The sequence below is a fragment of the Streptomyces sp. NPDC107528 genome (assembly GCF_055639295.1).
On sequence record NZ_JBVKAV010000018.1, the window covers coordinates 36,533 to 54,005 of the forward strand.

General features: G+C 65.9%; 15 protein-coding genes and 4 pseudogenes. 15 read left to right on the forward strand and 4 right to left on the reverse strand.

Translation table 11 applies throughout. The features are described from left to right. Nucleotides 1-419: 419 nt before the first annotated feature. The 6 genes and pseudogenes from ACZ7L5_RS41790 to ACZ7L5_RS41815 form a co-directional block, all read left to right on the forward strand. Nucleotides 420-758 carry a DUF6461 domain-containing protein gene (locus ACZ7L5_RS41790; protein ID WP_471524024.1) on the forward strand — a complete coding sequence of 113 codons (339 nt, stop codon included), beginning with the start codon at nt 420-422 and terminating at the stop codon, nt 756-758. A 620-nt stretch (nt 759-1,378) separates the two neighbouring features. Beyond that, nucleotides 1,379-2,047, forward strand: coding sequence for a TlpA family protein disulfide reductase (locus ACZ7L5_RS41795; protein WP_471523926.1), 669 nt, complete (start codon nt 1,379-1,381; stop codon nt 2,045-2,047). A gap of 1 nt (nt 2,048) precedes the next feature. Beyond that, nucleotides 2,049-2,810 (forward strand): cytochrome c biogenesis CcdA family protein, encoded by a 762-nt coding sequence (locus ACZ7L5_RS41800; RefSeq protein WP_471523928.1) that lies wholly within the window; start codon nt 2,049-2,051, stop codon nt 2,808-2,810. Between the two features lie 3 nt (nt 2,811-2,813). Beyond that, entirely contained in the window at nt 2,814-4,535 is a 1,722-nt protein-coding gene (gene resB, locus ACZ7L5_RS41805; RefSeq protein WP_471523930.1) for a cytochrome c biogenesis protein ResB, read from the forward strand. Between the two features lie 1,028 nt (nt 4,536-5,563). Then, nucleotides 5,564-6,239, forward strand: a pseudogene (locus ACZ7L5_RS41810) (IS110 family transposase); the annotation flags it as partial. Next, nucleotides 6,214-6,645: pseudogene (locus ACZ7L5_RS41815) on the forward strand (IS5 family transposase); the annotation flags it as partial. The pseudogenes ACZ7L5_RS41810 and ACZ7L5_RS41815, both read left to right, overlap by 26 nt. 102 nt (nt 6,646-6,747) lie before the next feature. On the opposite strand, the gene ACZ7L5_RS41820 reads toward ACZ7L5_RS41815, so the two are convergent. Further along, nucleotides 6,748-7,140, reverse strand: a complete 393-nt coding sequence (locus ACZ7L5_RS41820; RefSeq protein ID WP_471523932.1) for a hypothetical protein — start codon at nt 7,138-7,140, stop codon at nt 6,748-6,750. A gap of 915 nt (nt 7,141-8,055) precedes the next feature. Between ACZ7L5_RS41820 and ACZ7L5_RS41825 the strand changes: the two genes are divergently transcribed. The 3 genes from ACZ7L5_RS41825 to ACZ7L5_RS41835 all read left to right on the forward strand — a co-directional run bounded on the left by ACZ7L5_RS41825 (nt 8,056) and on the right by ACZ7L5_RS41835 (nt 10,385). Next, nucleotides 8,056-8,409, forward strand: a complete 354-nt coding sequence (locus ACZ7L5_RS41825; protein ID WP_471523934.1) for a hypothetical protein — start codon at nt 8,056-8,058, stop codon at nt 8,407-8,409. Between the two features lie 100 nt (nt 8,410-8,509). Then, on the forward strand, nt 8,510-8,650 hold the full coding sequence (locus ACZ7L5_RS41830) for a hypothetical protein (RefSeq protein ID WP_471523935.1): 141 nt from the start codon (nt 8,510-8,512) through the stop codon (nt 8,648-8,650). A 382-nt stretch (nt 8,651-9,032) separates the two neighbouring features. Then, nucleotides 9,033-10,385 (forward strand): MFS transporter, encoded by a 1,353-nt coding sequence (locus ACZ7L5_RS41835; protein ID WP_471524026.1) that lies wholly within the window; start codon nt 9,033-9,035, stop codon nt 10,383-10,385. A gap of 263 nt (nt 10,386-10,648) precedes the next feature. Here ACZ7L5_RS41835 and ACZ7L5_RS41840 read toward each other — a convergent pair. Continuing rightward, a pseudogene (locus ACZ7L5_RS41840) lies at nt 10,649-10,918 on the reverse strand (winged helix-turn-helix transcriptional regulator); the annotation flags it as partial. Between ACZ7L5_RS41840 and ACZ7L5_RS41845 the strand changes: the two are divergent. Both ACZ7L5_RS41845 and ACZ7L5_RS41850 read left to right on the forward strand, forming a co-directional pair. Continuing rightward, nucleotides 10,859-11,260, forward strand: a complete 402-nt coding sequence (locus tag ACZ7L5_RS41845; RefSeq protein WP_471523937.1) for a hypothetical protein — start codon at nt 10,859-10,861, stop codon at nt 11,258-11,260. The pseudogene ACZ7L5_RS41840 and the gene ACZ7L5_RS41845 sit on opposite strands and share 60 nt — an antisense overlap. Continuing rightward, nucleotides 11,173-11,442: a hypothetical protein gene (locus tag ACZ7L5_RS41850; RefSeq protein ID WP_471524033.1), complete on the forward strand. Its 270-nt coding sequence runs from the start codon at nt 11,173-11,175 to the stop codon at nt 11,440-11,442. The genes ACZ7L5_RS41845 and ACZ7L5_RS41850 overlap by 88 nt, the downstream gene beginning before the upstream one ends. A gap of 68 nt (nt 11,443-11,510) precedes the next feature. On the opposite strand, the pseudogene ACZ7L5_RS41855 reads toward ACZ7L5_RS41850, so the two are convergent. Together ACZ7L5_RS41855 and ACZ7L5_RS41860 are read right to left on the reverse strand one after the other, a co-directional pair. Beyond that, a pseudogene (locus tag ACZ7L5_RS41855) lies at nt 11,511-12,252 on the reverse strand (IS5 family transposase); the annotation flags it as partial. Nucleotides 12,253-12,544: 292 nt separating this feature from the next. Continuing rightward, nucleotides 12,545-13,018 carry an ATP-binding protein gene (locus ACZ7L5_RS41860; RefSeq protein WP_471523939.1) on the reverse strand — a complete coding sequence of 158 codons (474 nt, stop codon included), beginning with the start codon at nt 13,016-13,018 and terminating at the stop codon, nt 12,545-12,547. A gap of 415 nt (nt 13,019-13,433) precedes the next feature. Between ACZ7L5_RS41860 and ACZ7L5_RS41865 the strand changes: the two genes are divergently transcribed. The 4 genes from ACZ7L5_RS41865 (at nt 13,434) to ACZ7L5_RS41880 (ending at nt 17,418) form a co-directional block, all read left to right on the forward strand. Next, nucleotides 13,434-14,744, forward strand: a complete 1,311-nt coding sequence (locus tag ACZ7L5_RS41865; protein WP_471523941.1) for a hypothetical protein — start codon at nt 13,434-13,436, stop codon at nt 14,742-14,744. Between the two features lie 348 nt (nt 14,745-15,092). Beyond that, the gene (locus tag ACZ7L5_RS41870) at nt 15,093-16,031 is read left to right on the forward strand and encodes a DUF6192 family protein (protein WP_471523943.1); all 939 of its coding nucleotides are present in this window, start codon (nt 15,093-15,095) and stop codon (nt 16,029-16,031) included. A 188-nt stretch (nt 16,032-16,219) separates the two neighbouring features. After that, the gene (locus tag ACZ7L5_RS41875; RefSeq protein ID WP_450236678.1) at nt 16,220-16,453 is read left to right on the forward strand and encodes a hypothetical protein; all 234 of its coding nucleotides are present in this window, start codon (nt 16,220-16,222) and stop codon (nt 16,451-16,453) included. Beyond that, entirely contained in the window at nt 16,450-17,418 is a 969-nt protein-coding gene (locus ACZ7L5_RS41880) for an IS5 family transposase (RefSeq protein ID WP_471523945.1), read from the forward strand. The genes ACZ7L5_RS41875 and ACZ7L5_RS41880 overlap by 4 nt, the downstream gene beginning before the upstream one ends. Nucleotides 17,419-17,473: the final 55 nt, after the last annotated feature.

Sequence of the window (17,473 nt, forward strand, 5' to 3'; positions counted from 1 at the left end):
TGAGAACGGACAGCAGAGGTGCACCCTTTCAGGAGGCGCCTGAGCCGACCACTGAAGCCGAACTGCCTTCCATCGGCAGGTGGCAGGGATGTCAGTGAGGTGCCCTACGGTCATCACGGACGGGCGGAGAGCTTGTTTGTATCGAGGGGCAGGGCATCGTGAGTGATGTGGATGGTCGGCGCGACGACGAGTTCCGGGTGGATGTTGGATGTGCACTTCGCCCGCGGCATCGAGGCAGTGGAACTGGCGCGTCGCATGGGAGCGCCGCGAGTGGCCAAGGCGGATCCGATGACCGACGCCGAGATAGCCGACCTTGATGTAGACGCTTACCGCGACCGTGGGCCGAACAATGCCGCAATCGCGTCGGCGAGCACGCCGGCTGGGCGTTCGCCATCACATACGGCCCCTACCTCGACCGACTGGCGGAGGTCTCGCGCGACGGTGTGGAAGCCGTGTACTACCACTACAACTCGGAGCACCCCCCCACCACCGTCCAGTACGCACGTACCGGCCGTACCGTCTGCGGATTCGGGCTGTGCGAGGAGCACCGCCGCTATGGCCAGGAGCCAGACCTGCTCCTCCCCGACCTCGTCGCCGCCGGCATCCTGCACTCCGACGGAAAGACCCACTGCCGTCGCGGCATCGATGACTATGACGATCGCAAGCGCCGCGGCCTGGCCATCTTCGAGGAACGCTTCGGTCTTTCCCTGCCCCGCACTGTACTTACCGAAGCCCCTCTTCCCTGTACGCGATCATAAGCTCACCGGATCCCGACTTTGACGTGTGATCTGTACGTGGGCGGCAGCCAACAGCAAACCTCTCCCCAACGAACAGCTGCGTCTGATCCCAGCTGGCCTGCGAAGGGACTTCGAGCGGGCCCAAGAATGGGACCGACGAGCACGCCAACTCACCGGAGGCATCGGTCGAGTCGCCGTTACCGGCACAGTCCACACCAGCGGCGTCCGGCAGAACCCCGCCCATCCCAAGGAACGGTAGGGCCATCACAGAAGAAGCCTCAGGAGTGACCCAAGGCACGTGCCTGAGTGAAATCGCCCGGCTGGACAGTGGTGTGGCCCGATAGTCCTTCAAGCAGGCCAACACGTCATGTGTGGCGCCAGGACGCGATCTCACCAGTGTGTCCAGCAGCCGGTCGACGAAGACGAACTTGCGCTTCGCCCCGGCCCTACAGCCCGCCATCCTGGTCGAAGCGCGAAGCGTGTCTGATGCTGCTCATGCCACAACGGCCCCACCGTAGGGGTGAGTTCAGCGATCACATCCGGCGACACTCCCGTGACCCGGCACTCCGCCACGAGCTGAGATTTCTTCGCACAGTGGCCCTGGCCCCATCGTTGGAATACCGAGCGGCATGATGGGCAGCATGACCAATGTTGCTGAGTCGCGTGCCGACCGGATACCGGGCTACCACGACACGCCCGTTGGGCAGCGAGACCTCCACTCGGGTGCAGGGGCCGGACGTGGCCTCCTGGTCGCCGGTACGGCCATCGCCGCGATGTTCCTGTCCGCATGTGGCTCCGGCGGTGTCTCCGGCGGTGGCGGTGACACCAATTCCATCATTGGCAAGGACGGCGTCTCCAGGGTCGAGAGGGGCAAGCGCCATCAGGCCCCCGACCTGTCCGGCAAGACCGTCGACGACAAGAAACTCTCCGTCTCTTCCTTCCGGGGCGAGGTCGTGGTGGTCAACGTGTGGGGATCGTGGTGCCCGCCGTGCCGGGCCGAGGCGAAGAACTTCCAGACCGTATACGAGGACGTCAAGGACCAGGGCGTACGGTTCGTCGGTATCAACGTCTCCGACGCGCGGGTCGACAACGCCCATGCGTTCGAGAAGGAGTTCGGGATCACCTACCCGAGCCTGTACGACCCGAGCGGGAAACTGATGCTCCGCTTCGAGAAAGGCACGCTCAACCCGCAGGCGATCCCCTCCACCCTCGTCATAGACCGGGACGGGAAGATCGCAGCTCGTTCCCTGGCCGCGCTCAGCGAAAAATCGCTGCGGGGCATGATCGAGCCGATCCTCGCGGAGAAGTGACGTGGCTGGAGCGCTCACCCTCGCCGCGGAGTACAACGGCACCGTGCTGCACGGTGCCCTGCCGCTGGCGCTGCCGATCGCGATGCTCGGCGGGCTCGTCTCCTTCTTCTCCCCGTGCGTCCTGCCTCTCGTCCCCAGCTATCTGTCGTACGTCACCGGAGTCAGTGGCAACGACCTGGTGGAGGCCCGCCGCGGACGCATGATCGCCGGGGCCTCCCTGTTCGTGCGCGGCTTCACCGTCGTGTTCGTCTCCGGCGGAGCGCTGTTCGGCTACTTCGGTCAGACGTTGCAGGAGAACAAAGGTTTCATGGCGAAGGTCCTCGGCGTCCTCATGATCCTGATGGGCGTCCTCCTTATGGGCCAGATGCCATGGCTGACTCAGCGGGAGTTCCGCCTCTCCATACGGCCGGCGTCCGGTCTGGTTGGGGCACCTCTGCTGGGCGCGCTGTTCGGCGTCGGCTGGACGCCGTGCCTCGGCCCGACCCTGGCCTCCGTACAGGCGCTCTCCTTCGAGCAAGCCAGCGCCTGGCGCGGTGCCGGACTGACCGTCGCCTACTGCCTCGGCCTCCCCTTCGTGCTCGCTGCCGTAGCCCTGCGCAAGGCCCTCGGCGCCTTCGCCTGGGTCAAGCGCCACTATGTCTGGGTGATGCGCATCGGCGGCACCATGATGATCGTGACCGGTGTGCTGCTGCTGACCGGCGCGTGGGACCGCATCGTGCAGGAGATGCAGGTCTGGTCCAACGGCTTCACTGTGGGGATCTGATCGATGAGCAAGACGACAACCGACACGACGCCGCCCGCCAACGACCAGGACCTTGGCACCGCGGGCGCCCAGCTCTCCACCGCCCCCGCCGAGGAGATCTCCAACCTTCCCTCCCTCGGTGTCATCGGCTGGGCCCGCTGGTTCTGGCGGCAGCTCACCTCGATGCGGGTCGCGCTTCTGCTGCTTCTGCTGCTGTCGCTCGGCGCGATCCCCGGCTCGCTCATCCCGCAGACCGGCATCGACGAGACGAAGGTCGCCGAGTTCCGCAAGGCACACGAGACCCTCGCGCTGATCTACGACAAGCTCGGCCTCTTCAACGTCTACAGCTCGGTGTGGTTCTCCGCGATCTACATCCTGCTGTTCGTCTCCCTCATCGGCTGCATCGTCCCGCGCACCTGGCAGTTCGTCGGCCAGCTGCGCGGCCGTCCGCCTGCCGCCCCGAGGCGCCTGACCCGGCTGCCCGCCTACACCACCTGGCGCACCGAGGCCGAGCCCGAGCAGGTCCGCGAAGCCGCGCTTGCGCTGCTGAAGAAGCGCTGCTTCCGCGCCCATCTCTCCGGTGACGCCGTCGCCGCCGAGAAGGGCCATCTGCGCGAGATCGGCAACCTCGCCTTCCACACCGCGCTGATCGTCATGTTGATCGCCTTCGCCTGGGGCCAGTTGTTCAAGTCCGAGGGAAATGAACTCCTCGTCGAGGGAAACGAATTTGCCAACACGCTGCTTTCATACGACGACTTCAAGTCCGGCAACCTGTACTCCACCGACGACCTGGACCCGTTCACCTTCACCCTGAAGAACTTCAAGGGCACGTACGAGACAACCGGACCCAACCGTGGGACCCCGCGCACTTACAAGGCAGACCTCATCTACAGCGTGGGCGCCAGCGGCAAGGAACAGACGACTACGGTCAAGGTCAACGAGCCGCTGGAGATCGGCAGCTCGAAGGTCTACCTCACGGCCCACGGCTACGCCCCCGTCATTGCCGTGCGCGATGGCCGGGGCGAGGTGGTCTACCGCGACGCCGTGCCTCTGCTCCCCCTCGACGGCAATGTCACCTCCACTGGTGCGATCAAGATCAAGGACGGCTACCGCGACGCCAAAGGCAAGTGGGACCAGCTCGGCTTCCAGGCCTTCTTCCTCCCCTCCTACGTCAGGGGCAACGAGATCGCCTCGCAGTTCCCGGCCCTGTTGAACCCGGTGCTGAACCTGGAGGCCTACCACGGCGACCTCGGTGTCAACGCGGGCCTCCCGCAGAGCGTGTACCAGCTGAACAAGAAGAACCTGAAGGGGTTCAAGGACTCCAAGGGCAAACAAGTCCGGGAGACCTTGCGTCCCGGCCAGACCATGAAGCTCCCGGACGGCGCCGGCTCGATCACCTACGAGGGCACCGAAGAATGGGCAAACTTCCAGATCGCCCAGCAGCCGGGCAGTGGCTGGGCGCTCGCTAGTTCCGTCGCCGTGATCTTCGGTCTCACCGCGTCCCTCTTCATCCAACGCCGCCGTGTCTGGGTGCGGGCAGCCCGCGGCCCCGACGGAGTCACCGTCGTCGAGATGGCCGGCCTCGGCCGCAGCGAGTCCACCAAGGTGCCCGAGGAACTCGGCGACCTCGCCCAGATCCTGTACGAGCAGGCGCCGGGCGCGCCCGACGCCGCCGACGACGCCGCAGATTCCGAAGCTTCCCCCGACTCCCAAGTCGCACCCGGCGAAGGGGCTGACACCAAGTGAATCTCGCCGCCGCAACCAACGAAGAGGAGCTTGACGAGAGCGCCCCGGACGACCTCGCCAACGTTTGAGAGAATTTTCGGGACTACCAGTCCCCCGTGCCTGGTCTGGCAAGATTCGGCAACCGCAACCCTCTCACCTGAAAGGGCTCGTGTCCCGGACCCGCGGCGTAGTGCCTTTCCGTTCTCGGGAACGAACCAGCGTGTCCTACGCGCGCCTGGGGATAAAGGGCAAAGCCGCGCGTCCTTTTTGGCCTGGCCAGTCGTCCACTACTTCCTTGGGTACTCCGGGTGTTGATGTGCTGGCACGTTGTCAGTGTCTCCGTTTGATGATCGCGTTGAATGTGCGGGGCCAGCAAACCAGGCGGCGGTTGGTGAAGCTGCGCGGCGGGGGGATGGTCGATCGTGTAAAGCTGCCGCAGGGCGGCAGTACCTGGGTGTAGCTCGCCACCCCAGTGGGGTGGAAGTCGCTGCGCAGTCGCCGCAGTTGCGGGACTGGCGACAACCGAGGCTGGGGTCGGTCCGGAAGGGCGGCAGGCTGTACGGGGGGCATGCCGTGACGGTGGCAGAGACCGCCCTGGCGTTGGTGCAGGACGCCTGCCGAAGCGGAAATTGTGCCAGACCACGAAGATGTGCAGCGCGCACCACCGTCGTGGCGAGCGGTGACCGGATGCCGCGCCAGGGGACAGCCGGGCACAGACCTTGAACGACAACCGGGGCCGCTCCTGCAGAGTGTCGAACTCGGCCTGCCCCCCCGGCACCGCCATCGCCGGCACCATCCTCGTCGCTGGCCTCACTAAGACCGTCCTACCTTCTTGACTGGGCAGAGCGAGCCATTCGTAGGGTTGGCTCACCCAGGGGTGCCGAGTGTGGCTTTAAGACCGTTGCCCCCGATGGCTTGGGACACTTGGCCGCTCGACACCCCGCGACGACTCGGCCGCTGATTGGGATGTGCGAGTAGATCGCTGAGTAGGACAACGCCGGCGAGGTCGTCTGCAGGACTGCGCTGTCACGACGACGCTCGGGAGAACGATGAGCCGGATATGGGCCGGGGTCGACGCCGGCAAGACCCACCATCACTGCGTCGTCCTGGACGGCGAAGGTACCAAGCTGCTTTCCCGCCGGGTGGCCAACGACGAGCCAGAACTCCTCCAACTCCTCCCCGATGTAATGGCTTTGGGAGACGAGGCGACCTGGGCCGTGGATCTGGCCGACGGTGGTGCAGCCTTACTGATCGCCTTGCTCGTCAACCACAGCCAGCGCCTCCTCTACATCCCCGGTCGGGTCGTCAACCGGGCCTCCGGTGGTTACCGCGGTGAGGGCAACACCGATGCCCGCGACGCCCTCGTCATAGCTGACCAGGCCCGCATGCGCCGCGACCTCAACCCGCTGCGTCCCGGTGACGAAGCAACGGTGGAGCTGAAGCTGTTCACCGTCCGGCGCACCGATCTGGTCTGCGACCGCACCCGCGTCATCAACCGTCTGCGCGGGGCCCTGACCGGCATTTTTCCCGCTCTTGAAAGGGTGCTGGATCTGACCAATTCGGGCCCTTTGGTGTTGCTGACCGGCTACCAGACCCCGGCCGCGATCCGCCGCATGGGTGCCAGCCGTCTGGAGACCTGGCTACGCAACCGAAAGGGTTCGCAGCGCCGCCACGCTGGCGCGGACCGCCGTCGAGGCAGCCGAACGGCTCCAAGATGCACATCCTGTCGGACGCGAACGGACTGCCCCTTCTCGTCGGCGTCTCGGCTGGCAACGTCCACGACAGCGAAGGGCTGAAGCCCATGGTCGAGGGGCACCAAACGCAACACGACCCCCACCGCGGCCGGTACTTCAAGCCTCAGCGGCTCCATGCGGACAAGGCGTACGACGTCCCCCACCTGCGGAAATGGCTGTGAGGGAAGCACATCGGCGTGCGCATCGCCCGCAAAGGAGTCGAGTCCAGTGAACGATTAGGGCGCCGCCGTTGGGTCATCGAGCGCACCATGTCATGGCTGTCCGGCTACCGGCGCCTCAGTCCCCGCTACGAACGAAATCCCCGCAACTACCTCGCATTTCTCGGCCTGGCCGCCGCCCTGTGCTGCTACAAGCGCCTCGTCCGCCTCACCACGTAGGACACGGTCTAAGGAGCCTACACCGCCGCATGATCACCCTGGTCGTCATGGACCTCGCCGGCCTCGCCCGAGGCGCGGTGGACGCCGGATTCCTCGCGCACGTCACTCTGACGTTGTGTCCTCACAGCTCTCCGAAACTCTCACCACGCCGAAGACCACCGGATAATCGGTGATCTGCTGGTTCGGGCCCGGCTGGGAGTTGCAGATCTTCCATGCAGCCGGGTCGTCCACCGGACGGCCCTGTCCGCTCGCGTCTTCGAAGATCATGTCGAGTTTGGAGCTCATCTGCTCGTGTGCACCCCCGGCGTTGCCGCCGATGACGTCGGGCATGCTCGCAGTGACCGGCTTGGGGTTTGCCGAGCGGTGTATCTCGGCGGGCCCCGAGCCGATCGTGGTGTCCGCCGAGACGTCGGGCACGGACGACGCGCCGCAGGCGGTGATCGAGGCCAGGAGCGTGGCGGCGAGGGCGGGTCTCAGAAGCTTGGTGACGGTCATGTTCCCCTCAGCGTGATGGCACTCGGACCGTATTCAGCGCCACCCGTGTCGGGTGGGACGCGGCGGCCTTTGAGGCGCCGACGCGGAGAGCACGACGGCGTCCAGTTCCAGAATGCCGTCTCCTCTCACGAGGATGTGTTGAGCCGTCGAACCACGAGATGGTCCCTCAGCGACGCTCCGCCATCTGCAACTGCTCTCGTCGGGCTGCCTCACCACGTGGCTAGCTCAATCACTCCGACGTTTCGGCCTGATGCAAAAACTACAGCAACCAGGCCAAGGGCACTACTTCGCGCCGCATTCACGCCACCGTGAGAGCTGGGCCGAACTCCCGGGCGGTCCCTGAATGACGCAGTCGGCCAATACTTGCTTGCCAAGCTCTGCCGTCCTCCGACTCCTCCCAAAACTCGGGAGCTCGGATTCGTCTGCGAGGACTCGGTCGAGAGCTCCGAGGCCAAGGGCCTGAGGTCCGCAGGCAGTGTCGGCATCGGCTCTTCAGAGCCGTACGGAATGTTGGCCAGCTCTGTACCTGAGAAGCCTTTTTCGAACTCTGCGCGTGAGGCCTGTTCAACTGTCTGAGGTACATGTGATCGCGGACAACTGAACTGTCAGTGCTGGTGGTTAAGGTCTCCCCCATGACTGATGATCGAATGATAAGTCGCTTCTCCGGCCACTCCCACGCCTACGCCCACGAGACCAGGCCTGTGATGCAGCTGGACGGTGTCCTCGTTGCGGTCAGCGTTGACGATGATGGGACCTTATGGACCTGCGACCTCGTTGGTGGCAGATGTGGCAAGTGTGATCTGGAGCTCGACGCGGCTGGCCCGGAAGACGACTGGTACTACGAGAACGGTGCGTGGGACGAGGGCGACACCGACGAGGACGAGGCGGAAAGGCCGGAGATCGAAGCGGAAGCCGATGAAATTGTCCGAGTTGACGGTGGCACATCTCGACGGGCGTCCCGTGGTCGTCACTGGCGGCGGCCGGTTCGACCTTTCCCATCCCGACCTGGAAACGATGGGAGGGGGCGTGCGCGTCTGGGATCTGCGTACCGGCCGCAAGGTCGGCAAGACCCTGTTCCACGACGACTTCCTTCAGACCTGGAACCTCGTCAGTGGTGAACAAATAGGGAAGAACCTCACCGGTACCGAGCCCGCTGTGAGGAGCATCGCGATCACCGAAGTGAACGGCCGGACGGTGGTGGCAGGAGGCGACGACAAGCGCTGCACAGGTGGGACCTCGCAAGTCAGGAGCCGATCGGATCGCCCATGACCGGCCACGCCGAGGCCATCGTGACATTGGGCACCGCGACTGTTACAGGCCGCACGATCGCTGTGACCGGCAGTAATGACGGCACCACCCGCCTATGGACATGGCCAGTGGCCAACAGATCGGCACCCCGTTCACCGGCCACCATCTCCAGATGGTCACCAAGATTGCAGGCACGCCGGTCGCCGTCACCCAGAGCTCCGACGATATCCGCGTGTGGGATCTGACTCTCGCCACCAATTAGTTAGAAGTCGGGCGGATAGGTGCTCCGCGGCGACGAGCTTCCCGGTGCCCAGGAAGCTCTGGCGAACGGGCTACGAGTGAAGAGACGGGACGTCGGGAGGGCCCTGGGCCAGGTGTCTCCGTCCTGGTAGCGTTGACGGCATGTCTGCTGCTTCGTGTGCGGCCGCTTGCGCCGCAGTGACCAGGTCGTCCCGCTAGCGGCGGGACGTTCGACCACACACTCTTCCGGGACGTCGTCCAGCCGCTTCGTGATCAGACCGGAGCGGCACGTTTGTGCTGCTCAGAACTTCTTCTGAGCGACGGAGCACCTGATGCTTCCAGGCATCCATTCTTCACGCGGGCACAGCCCGTCCCCGGCGCGCGCATGGCTGGTGCTGTGCGCGATGTCCATGCTGCAGTTCTTCATCGCGGTCGACGTGACCGTGGTCAACATCGCCCTACCCTCGATCGGCGCCGACTTCGACGTCGACGGGCACACACTGACCTGGGTCGTGGTCGGGTACACGGTCACCGGTGGCGGGCTGCTGATGCTCGGTGGCCGGCTGGGCGACCTGCTCGGGCGGCGGCGTGTCCTGCTGCTCGGCACCGGCCTGTTCGGCGCCGCGTCCCTGCTGGCGGGCCTGGCTCCCACCTTCGCGCTGCTGGTGGTCGCGCGCCTGCTGCAGGGCGCCGGTGAGGCCATCGCGCTGCCTGCCGCGATGGCCACCATCGTCCTGATGTTCCCCGAAGGTCCGCGCCGGTCGCGGGCCCTGAGCATGTGGGCGGCAGTAGCCAGCTGCGGTCTCGTGGTCGGATTCGTCCTGTCCGGAGTCATCACCGCCCACCTGGGGTGGCGGTGGATCTTCCTGGTCTCGGTCCCGTTCATCCTGATCGTGCTGCTGGCGGCCGCCTTCCTGGTCGAGGGGGAACGCCCTGTGGCCAAGGACGCTACTCCGCTGGATGTTCCCGGCGCGCTGCTGCTGACCGCCTGCCCGCTGCTGTTCATCTTCGGCGTGGTCGAGGCCGGTGAACCCGGAACGCCCGCATGGGTGGTCCTGGGAGCATTGGCCGTGGCTGTGGCCACCGGAGCCGGGTTCGTGCGGATCGAGGCACGCTCGCGCAACCCGCTGCTGCCGCTGCGCTTCTTCGCCAACCGCACGCGTGTGGCGGCCAATCTGGCCACGATGCTGCTGAGCGGGGCCCTGTCGACCTCGTTCCTGCTGTTCACCTTCTATCTGCAGGACCGGCTGGGCATCGGCCCGCTCGGCGCGGGCCTGACGATGCTGCCTCTGGCCCTCTCACTGATCGTGTTCTCCATGCTCGTGCCCCGCCTGCTGGGCCGCTGGGGAGCACGCGCTTGTGTGCTCGCTGGCATCGGGTTCACCGGGGCCGCGATGGCCGCGATCGGGTTCATGGCGGCACTGCGGGCAGACGGCGTGGCGATGATCCCGGCCATGCTCCTGATCGCGGCCGGGATGGTGTTCGGCCTTGTGGGACTCCAGTACCTCGCGGTCAGCGGCGTGACCGAGGATGACGCCGGGACTGCCTCGGGCGTCCAGCGCGCAGCTGACCAACTGGGCGGTGCGACCGGGGTGGCACTCTGCGTCGGGATCGGGTTCGCCCCGTCCCTGCACTCCCTCGATCCGTTCCTGGTCGCCACCCTGTTGGCCGCCATGGGGCTCGTGACCGGCGCGGTCGTGGCCTGGCGCATGGCCGCGCCCGCTCCCGCAACGGACCTGCAGGAACAGGCCGGGTAACTTTCGCCCGTAGTGGTGTGCCGCCATGACAGTCGGGACGGCACACCACTACGGGACTTGCTGGTCAACGTCCTCTTGTTGTCGGCCGCAGGGAGTGTCCGGTGGCTTCCCTCGTGGTCAGCGCTCGTGTGCAGCACGGAGGTCGTATCGACATCCACGTGCCTGCCGCCTGTGGTAGGGCGCAACTCTGGGAGCGGGAGAACGCTTTCATCAACGAGAACTGAGTGGGTTTCATCTGGCACGAAGGCGTGCCATTCGCCCCACTGACGCACTGCCACGATGACGGCGAACAGGTCTCGGCCCACCTCAGTGAGGACGTAGTTCTGTCGCCGCCCGGTCGGGGCGGTCTGCTGATCGAGGACTCCTCGTTCGACCAAGCGTCGTAGACGGTCGGTGCGGGGCCTGGGCCTGCCTGGGCCTGCCAGAAGCTGGGATGGATCGTCGCCACCGGGCAGCTCGGCTACCTGATCGGCTTGGCCTCTCTTGCCCCGCTTGGGGACATCTTCGACAGGCGCAAGCTCATTGCCGGGCACCTTCTCCTCGCCGCTGTCGGCATGGCCTTGGCCGCAGTTGCTGCACAGCTATGGCTCCTGCTTGCCGGGCTGGCTCTCGCAAGCTTGTTCGCTGGCCGTCGTTCAGACCACCGTCGCCTTCGCCGCCGACTTGTCCACAGCGGCGGAACGCGGCCGCACACTCGGCACCGGTACCTCTGGTGTCATCATCGGCATTCTCGGAGCGCGCGTGCTCGCAGGCAGTCTCGCCGCACTCTGGGGATGGAGTACTCGCCGTGCTCCTCATCGCGCTCACCTGCTTCGTTCTGCAGCTCCTGCCCTCCGACCCGCGCGAAGTCCGGGCCACTTATGGCGCGGTGCTGATCTCGCCCGGCCGCCTGCTCCGTGAGCACCAATTCGTCTCGCGCGGACTGATTGCCTTCTTCCTGTTCGCTTCCTTCGCCGTGCTGTGGAGCGGCCTTGCTCTGCCGCTCACAGCCGAGCCATGGCACCTGAGCACGGCCCAGATCGGCCTCTTCGGCAGCGCCGGGCTGCTGGTGCGCTGAGCGCCTCCCGAGCCGGGCAGGGGGCCGATGCCGGCTACTCCAACGTCGTCACAAGTGCGGCACTTGCACTCCTGGCCGTTCCGCTGCTTGTAGACCTCGCTGTCGAAGCCGGGCGGACGACCGCCGAGCGGGCCTCGCCGCAGGCGGTGCCGACTTGGTGGGACGGCTGGGGGATGACCGCACGGATGCCCCGGCGCCGCAGGTGGCTGCGGATGGCGCGTGAGGCATACGCGCGGTCGGCCAGAACGGCCAGGGGCCGGGTCCGGGGCCTGCCGGGGCCAGTGCGGGGCACGCGGATGCGGGACATCACCGTCTCGAAGGCGGGTGCGTCACCTGCCTGGCCTGTGGTGACGGTGAAGACGAGGGGCCGTGCGCGACCGTCTGCGGCCAGGTGGACTTTGGTGCTCAGTCCGCCGCGGGAGCGGCCGAGCGCGTGATCGGCGGGCTCACCTGGGGTGGGCCGTCCCCTTTGAATGCTCCCGCAGCGAGCTGGCGGGCCCGGACGACCGTGGAGTCCACCGACACTGTCCAGTCGATGTCGTCGTCGGCGTCCGCTGCCATCAGCAGGGCAGTGAGGATCATCTCCCAGGTGCCGTCCACGGCCCACCTGACCAGCCGCTTGTGAGCGGTCTGGAATGAGCCGAGCTCGTCGGGGAGGTCCCGCCAGGGGGAGTTGGTGCGGTACTACCACGCGATGGCCTCGAGGGTGCGGCGGCGGTCGGCCCATCGCCACCCGCGGACCGGATCCGCCGGCATCAACGGCCCGATCCGGTCCCACATCGCATCGGTGATCACAAATCGGACGGACACATCCGACCAACTGATCAACCCATCAAAGAGACACGCTCTAGTCCACGCCGTTTGGTCCCGCATCAGTTTGACAACTCGGCCCTGGCAGGGATGAGTACGCCGCCCTGGAGCACGGAGATGACAGGGGCCAACAACCCAACCCACGCCAGCCCTGCTGTGGCTATGAGCGTCGAAAGAAGAAACACTGGCCGCGTTGTGGCGCGAGAGCTTGCGGGATGCGCTCTCGAGGTTCTGGAGTCTCTTCCTCGCCAGGCTCTGTTCGTCAGCGGCCAGGCCTTGATCCGTCAGTGACCTATGCCGCCCATTGCCACTGGGCCCACACGATTTTGCCGCCACGGGCGCGCGGTTCGATTCCGCAGGAGTCGGCCATCGCCAGGACGAGCCCCCAGCCACGACCCGACTCCAGCAGATCGTCCGGGTCCGGGGTCGATGTCGTGCGCTGTAGGACGGGCGGGGCCGCGTTCTCGTCGGGTACTTCGATGCGGAGCGTGGCCGCCCTGCTGTGAGAGCCGGGGTCGATGATCAAGTGGACGCGCAGCGCACCGCTGCCATGCTGCACGGCGTTGGTGGCGAGCTCGGAGACGACCAAGGCAGCGGTGTCGGCGATCTCATCGGGAACGCTCGGGGAGCCGGTAATCATCGCCACGGTCGCGTGACGTGCCTCCTGAACGTGCGCTGCTCCCGAGGGGTACTCCAGTACCTGGACTTCGGGGAGCTGTGTGCAGAAGTCAGTGTGCGGTGGCGGGGGAGGGTGGGCGGTGGTCATGGTCTCGGGCTTTCGATGCGGGCGTTGAGGGAGCGATCGTGATCGATCGAGTGGCCCGCGGCCTCGCGGGAGGGCCGTCACGTCCTGCTGGTCCAGGTCGGCCTTGAGTCAAGCCCGACTAAGAACCATCATTGACTCGATCTAAGCCGTGTCAAGGCCATACGGGCGGCAACTTTCCGCAATGACGATCCACGGAAAGTAACGAAAGTCGCATTGAGATGCTGCCGCGGATGCGAAGCATCACCGAGACTCGCTTCTCGTCTCACTTTCAGGGAGCGATCTTGTCGATTCGCAGACCTGAGCGCCTGCTTTTCGGGCGCAGGGCCGGGCGGCGGTGAATCGCTGAGCAGCCTAGGTCGACCTTGAGTCAAGCTTGGAGTAACGTGAAAAGCGATTCAGGGTCAGGAGATTTTCCATGGTCAAGCCGTTGTCGTCCATCGAGATCGCCGTACTCGGACTGATCAGTGGTAAGACGATGGGAGGGTCGGAGCTTCAGGCCATCTACCAGGTGACCAACCACGTTGTCTGGCCTTCACGGCGCAGCGGCCTTTGGGAGGTTGCTGCCCGGTTGGCGGATCTGAACTACCTGATCGACCGTGGCGATCGCCACCCTCAGCGATGGAGCATCACCGAACTGGGCGTCGACGCCCTCAGCTACGCAGTCTCCACCGCGAATCCCAAGCCAGCCGTCCGTTTCCCGATCTTTGTCATCTGCGCTTATCTCGAATATGCGCGTGACTGGGATACCGTCGAGGAGGTGTTGAGAGCGCACAAGGCGGCCTGGGAGAACGTCCTGGCCACGGAGCACGAGGTACTCGACAACATCGTGACGGCGCGCTCGCCGCTCGTACGAGCACGGATCGACCGGAGTCCGCAATCCGGCCGGGCGAGCCAGCTGGTGAAGAAGCTTGCGCTTCAAGGGCAGGTCGGCATCGCCAGCAACATGATCGACTGGGCTGCAGAGTCTCTTCATCGCATCGCCGAGCTCCGCGTGCACGGTGAACTGCCGTCACGCCCGCCTGGTCCGGATGAAACTCTCGAAGCGCAAATGGCAAAACCTGCGGTGCGACTCTCTCCCATCCAGATTGCCGTTCTCGGCCTGATCGGCGCCCAGCCGATGGGGATGAGCGGCTCAGACCTGAAACGGCATTACCGGGCCACGAGCGCCAGGCTTTGGCCCTCCGAAGATCACGGCCTGTACCCTGTCGCCGCCCGTCTCTCCGAACATGCATATCTCCACGACAGGGGGGACCGCCATCCTGCACGGTTCTGTATCACCGGTGCAGGCATCAAGGCTCTGAGTGAGACTGTGTCACATGCCCGGCCCGAGCCAGCGGTTCGCTTTCCCATCTTTGTCGCATGCGCCTACTTCGAATACGCCCGTGGCTGGGCTTCCGTCGAACGAGTGCTGCTGAACCACCGCGCTGCGTGGCTTGATGTCCTCGCCGGAGAGGAGCAGGTGCTTGACGACATCGCGACGGGACGCTCGCCCCTCCTGCTCCCGCATCAGAACCGCGATCCTGAGGCGCTGACAGCCCGGGTCGACAGACTCGCGAAGTCCCTGGCAATCCGGGGAGAAATCGCTATCGCGAAATTCATGATCGGCTGGGTGGAACACTCTCTCGGAGCGATCGCCGGCCTGCGGGACGACATGGGCGAACTGACCCGCCCGCCACTTCCTGACCAGGGAGACTCTCCAGAAGAGCCAGTCTTCCAGCCTTCCTGAAGCCGGGCGGCAACAGCACAACCATGGCCCTTCCCAACAAACCGGAGCCCGCTGAACGCGGATCTGCGCGGTGGAGCCGCCTGCCGGCGTAAACCCACGCGCACTCAGAAGCTGTGTCAGAACCGGCGATCTGTAACGCTGGGTGATGGGTGGCAGGGTCGTTCAGCGGGGTGTCGGGGTGGGGCTTTGTTCGGGCACGAGCGGGACGGTTCGTGCGAGAAGCGGTGTATTTCCGGTCGTATCTGGTGACCTTGAGGCGGGCGGCGGAGCCTGTCGGGCATATGCGGGCCGGAATTATCGCGGCCGGTGAGGGCCGGCCCTCCAGGTCCGCCTCGGGAGTGGATTGCCGTGGACGAGGCGATCGGCAGTGTGCCGTGTGAGCGTTTCGATGATCTGGTGGACCAGTCGGTCGAGCTGGTCCGGGTGATGACGGGGTGCCAGTTCATGCTGGGTGACATTGCCTTGGAGATAGCCCCGCTGCGGACGCACGGCGGGAACATGGCACTCGGCCAGGACGACGAACTCGGAGTAGAGGGCTCCTTACGGGTTTTCGCCGAGGCGATAGGACTGTCCTTCCATACGGTGCGGACGTATCGGTGGGTGGCCGCGCGCTGGCCGAAGGACCAGCGGCAGGAGGGTGTGTCCTTCGAGGTGCACCGGATCCTTGCATCCGCGCCGGACGCGTACGAGTTGATCCGGCACCCGCCGGCGGACGACCGGACGGGCGAGGTGCGGTGGAGCGGGGACGCGGCGAAACGGGCGGCGGGCTGGTCGAGTGCCACGCCGGTGACGGTGACGGAGAAGGTCGAGGCCATCCGCGGCCTCGCGCAGGACGAGCAGGTGGCGGCGCTTGCGGCGTGTGAGTTGCTGCACCGTCCCGAGGTGGCCTTCAAAGCGATGCGGGACCGCCAGGCCCGTGAGCTCGTCAATGAGGCCCAGTTCGAACAGGCCGAATCCGCCGTGGACGACGAGGAGGGCAGCTGGTGGGACCCGGATGCTGCCGAGGGCGAGGAGGGCGGCGGAATCGTTGATCCGGTGCGGATCGCGCGGGGTTTCCATCGCGCGATGGAGTTCACCGATTTGATCGGGGTGTGTCAGGGATTTGTTGCCGGGGCGAGCCGGCTGGTGCCCAAGCTGCGCGGCAGGGACTTCTCCGAATCGCAGCTGGCCACCGTGACACGGCAGTTGGAGAAGATCAGGGCGACGGCGGACTGGATCGAGACCGCGGTGGCCACCGGGAAGGTTGATCTGGATGAGGCCCTGGCCGAGCTGCTGCGGGGCCAGTAGCGATGAAACGGCGGGCGGGACTGCCCGCTCACGTTCATGGTGAAGCGGTACGCAAGGCTCTGCAGGAAGCCCGCCCGGCAGGTTTGCATGCGAAACAGCTGGTCAAGGCAACGAAGCGGTCTCCCTCCCAGGTCTGGACAGGGATCCGGTTCCTGCGGAAGGTCGCCGTCAGTCAAGGACTGCCGCCGGTGACGTTCAACCGCCGGGACGGTTTCCAGCTGTCTGAGGAGCCCGAGGTGTGGATCGCTTACGAACGGGCGATTTTCGCGGCCGAGCTGCACCGGATGACCAACTTCATCGCCGGGATCGTCGCCCCGCACGCCAAACGCACACCCGAGGACGAATGGGCCCGCCTGGTCCTCGAACAGCTCGGCGGCATCAGAGCCACCCTGGAAGTCCTCACCCGCATGGAACGCCCATGACCCGCACCACCAAAGAAGGCGACGAAGCGCCAACCGCAAGGAAGCGGAACTATCCCAGCGACACGAGCGATGCGGAGTGGGCCGTCCTCGAGCCGCTGCTGCCGGTGCCGGCCTGCCGGCTGCCGTGGGGAGGGCGTCCGGAGAAGCATCCGCGGCGCAACGTCGTCGATGCGATCCGCTATGTCAACGACAACGGGGTGAAGTGGCGGGCCGTTCCGGTCGACTTCGGAATTCCCTGGCGCACGGTCTACGGGTTCTTCCAGCGCTGGCGGGCGAGCGGAGCTCTGGCCCGCATGCATGCTGAGCTGCACGAGCAGGTCCGTCTCCACGACGGTCTCAACCCGCGGACCGTGGCGGTGATTTTGGACTCGCAGTCGGTCAAGGGAGCCGAGACGGTGGGAGCCGACACCCGGGGCTTCGACGGCGGGAAACTGATCAACGGCCGCAAGCGGCACCTGATCGTCGACATGCGGGGCATGCCACTGAGCGTGATGGTCACTCCCGCTTCCCCGCACGACAGCATCCCCGCCCGCGACCAGCTCTTCCGCCTGTCCCTGACCCACCCCGAAATCACCGTCGCCTGGGCCGACTCCGCATACGGCGGAACCCTCACCACCTGGGCCGACACCGTCCTCGGCCTCACCCTCAAAACAGTGCCCCGCCGCAAAGACCAGGACGGCTTCGCCGTCCTGGCGAAACGCTGGAGGGTAGAGCGGACCATCTCATGGATCATGAGAGCCCGCCGCAACGTCCGGGACTACGAGCGACTGATCTCCCACAGCGAAGCCCACCTCACCTGGACCTTCATCACCCTCATGACCCGCCGCCTCACCCGGCCACCCAGACCACCACGCAGCCAGCCCCACCCCGTCGAACCAGCCACAACAACCGACAAGCCCAAGCCCATCCGCATCCGGACACAGCAGCCGGACACCATCCGACTCGCACCCACCACCCCACGCTGACCATTCAGAGCCAGCCCGTTCCCGGATGGGGGTCGCGGTGATGTCAGTACCGGTC

Coding starts and splice junctions, on each gene's coding strand:
- ACZ7L5_RS41835 (WP_471524026.1), top strand. CDS start 9,033: ATGTCCATGCTGCAGTTCTTCATCGCGGTCGACGTGACCGTGGTCAAC.
- ACZ7L5_RS41830 (WP_471523935.1), top strand. CDS start 8,510: ATGGCCAGTGGCCAACAGATCGGCACCCCGTTCACCGGCCACCATCTC.
- ACZ7L5_RS41825 (WP_471523934.1), top strand. CDS start 8,056: ATGAAATTGTCCGAGTTGACGGTGGCACATCTCGACGGGCGTCCCGTG.
- ACZ7L5_RS41795 (WP_471523926.1), top strand. CDS start 1,379: ATGACCAATGTTGCTGAGTCGCGTGCCGACCGGATACCGGGCTACCAC.
- ACZ7L5_RS41880 (WP_471523945.1), top strand. CDS start 16,450: ATGACCCGCACCACCAAAGAAGGCGACGAAGCGCCAACCGCAAGGAAG.
- ACZ7L5_RS41865 (WP_471523941.1), top strand. CDS start 13,434: ATGGTCAAGCCGTTGTCGTCCATCGAGATCGCCGTACTCGGACTGATC.
- ACZ7L5_RS41860 (WP_471523939.1), bottom strand. CDS start 13,018: ATGACCACCGCCCACCCTCCCCCGCCACCGCACACTGACTTCTGCACA.
- ACZ7L5_RS41820 (WP_471523932.1), bottom strand. CDS start 7,140: ATGACCGTCACCAAGCTTCTGAGACCCGCCCTCGCCGCCACGCTCCTG.
- resB (WP_471523930.1), top strand. CDS start 2,814: ATGAGCAAGACGACAACCGACACGACGCCGCCCGCCAACGACCAGGAC.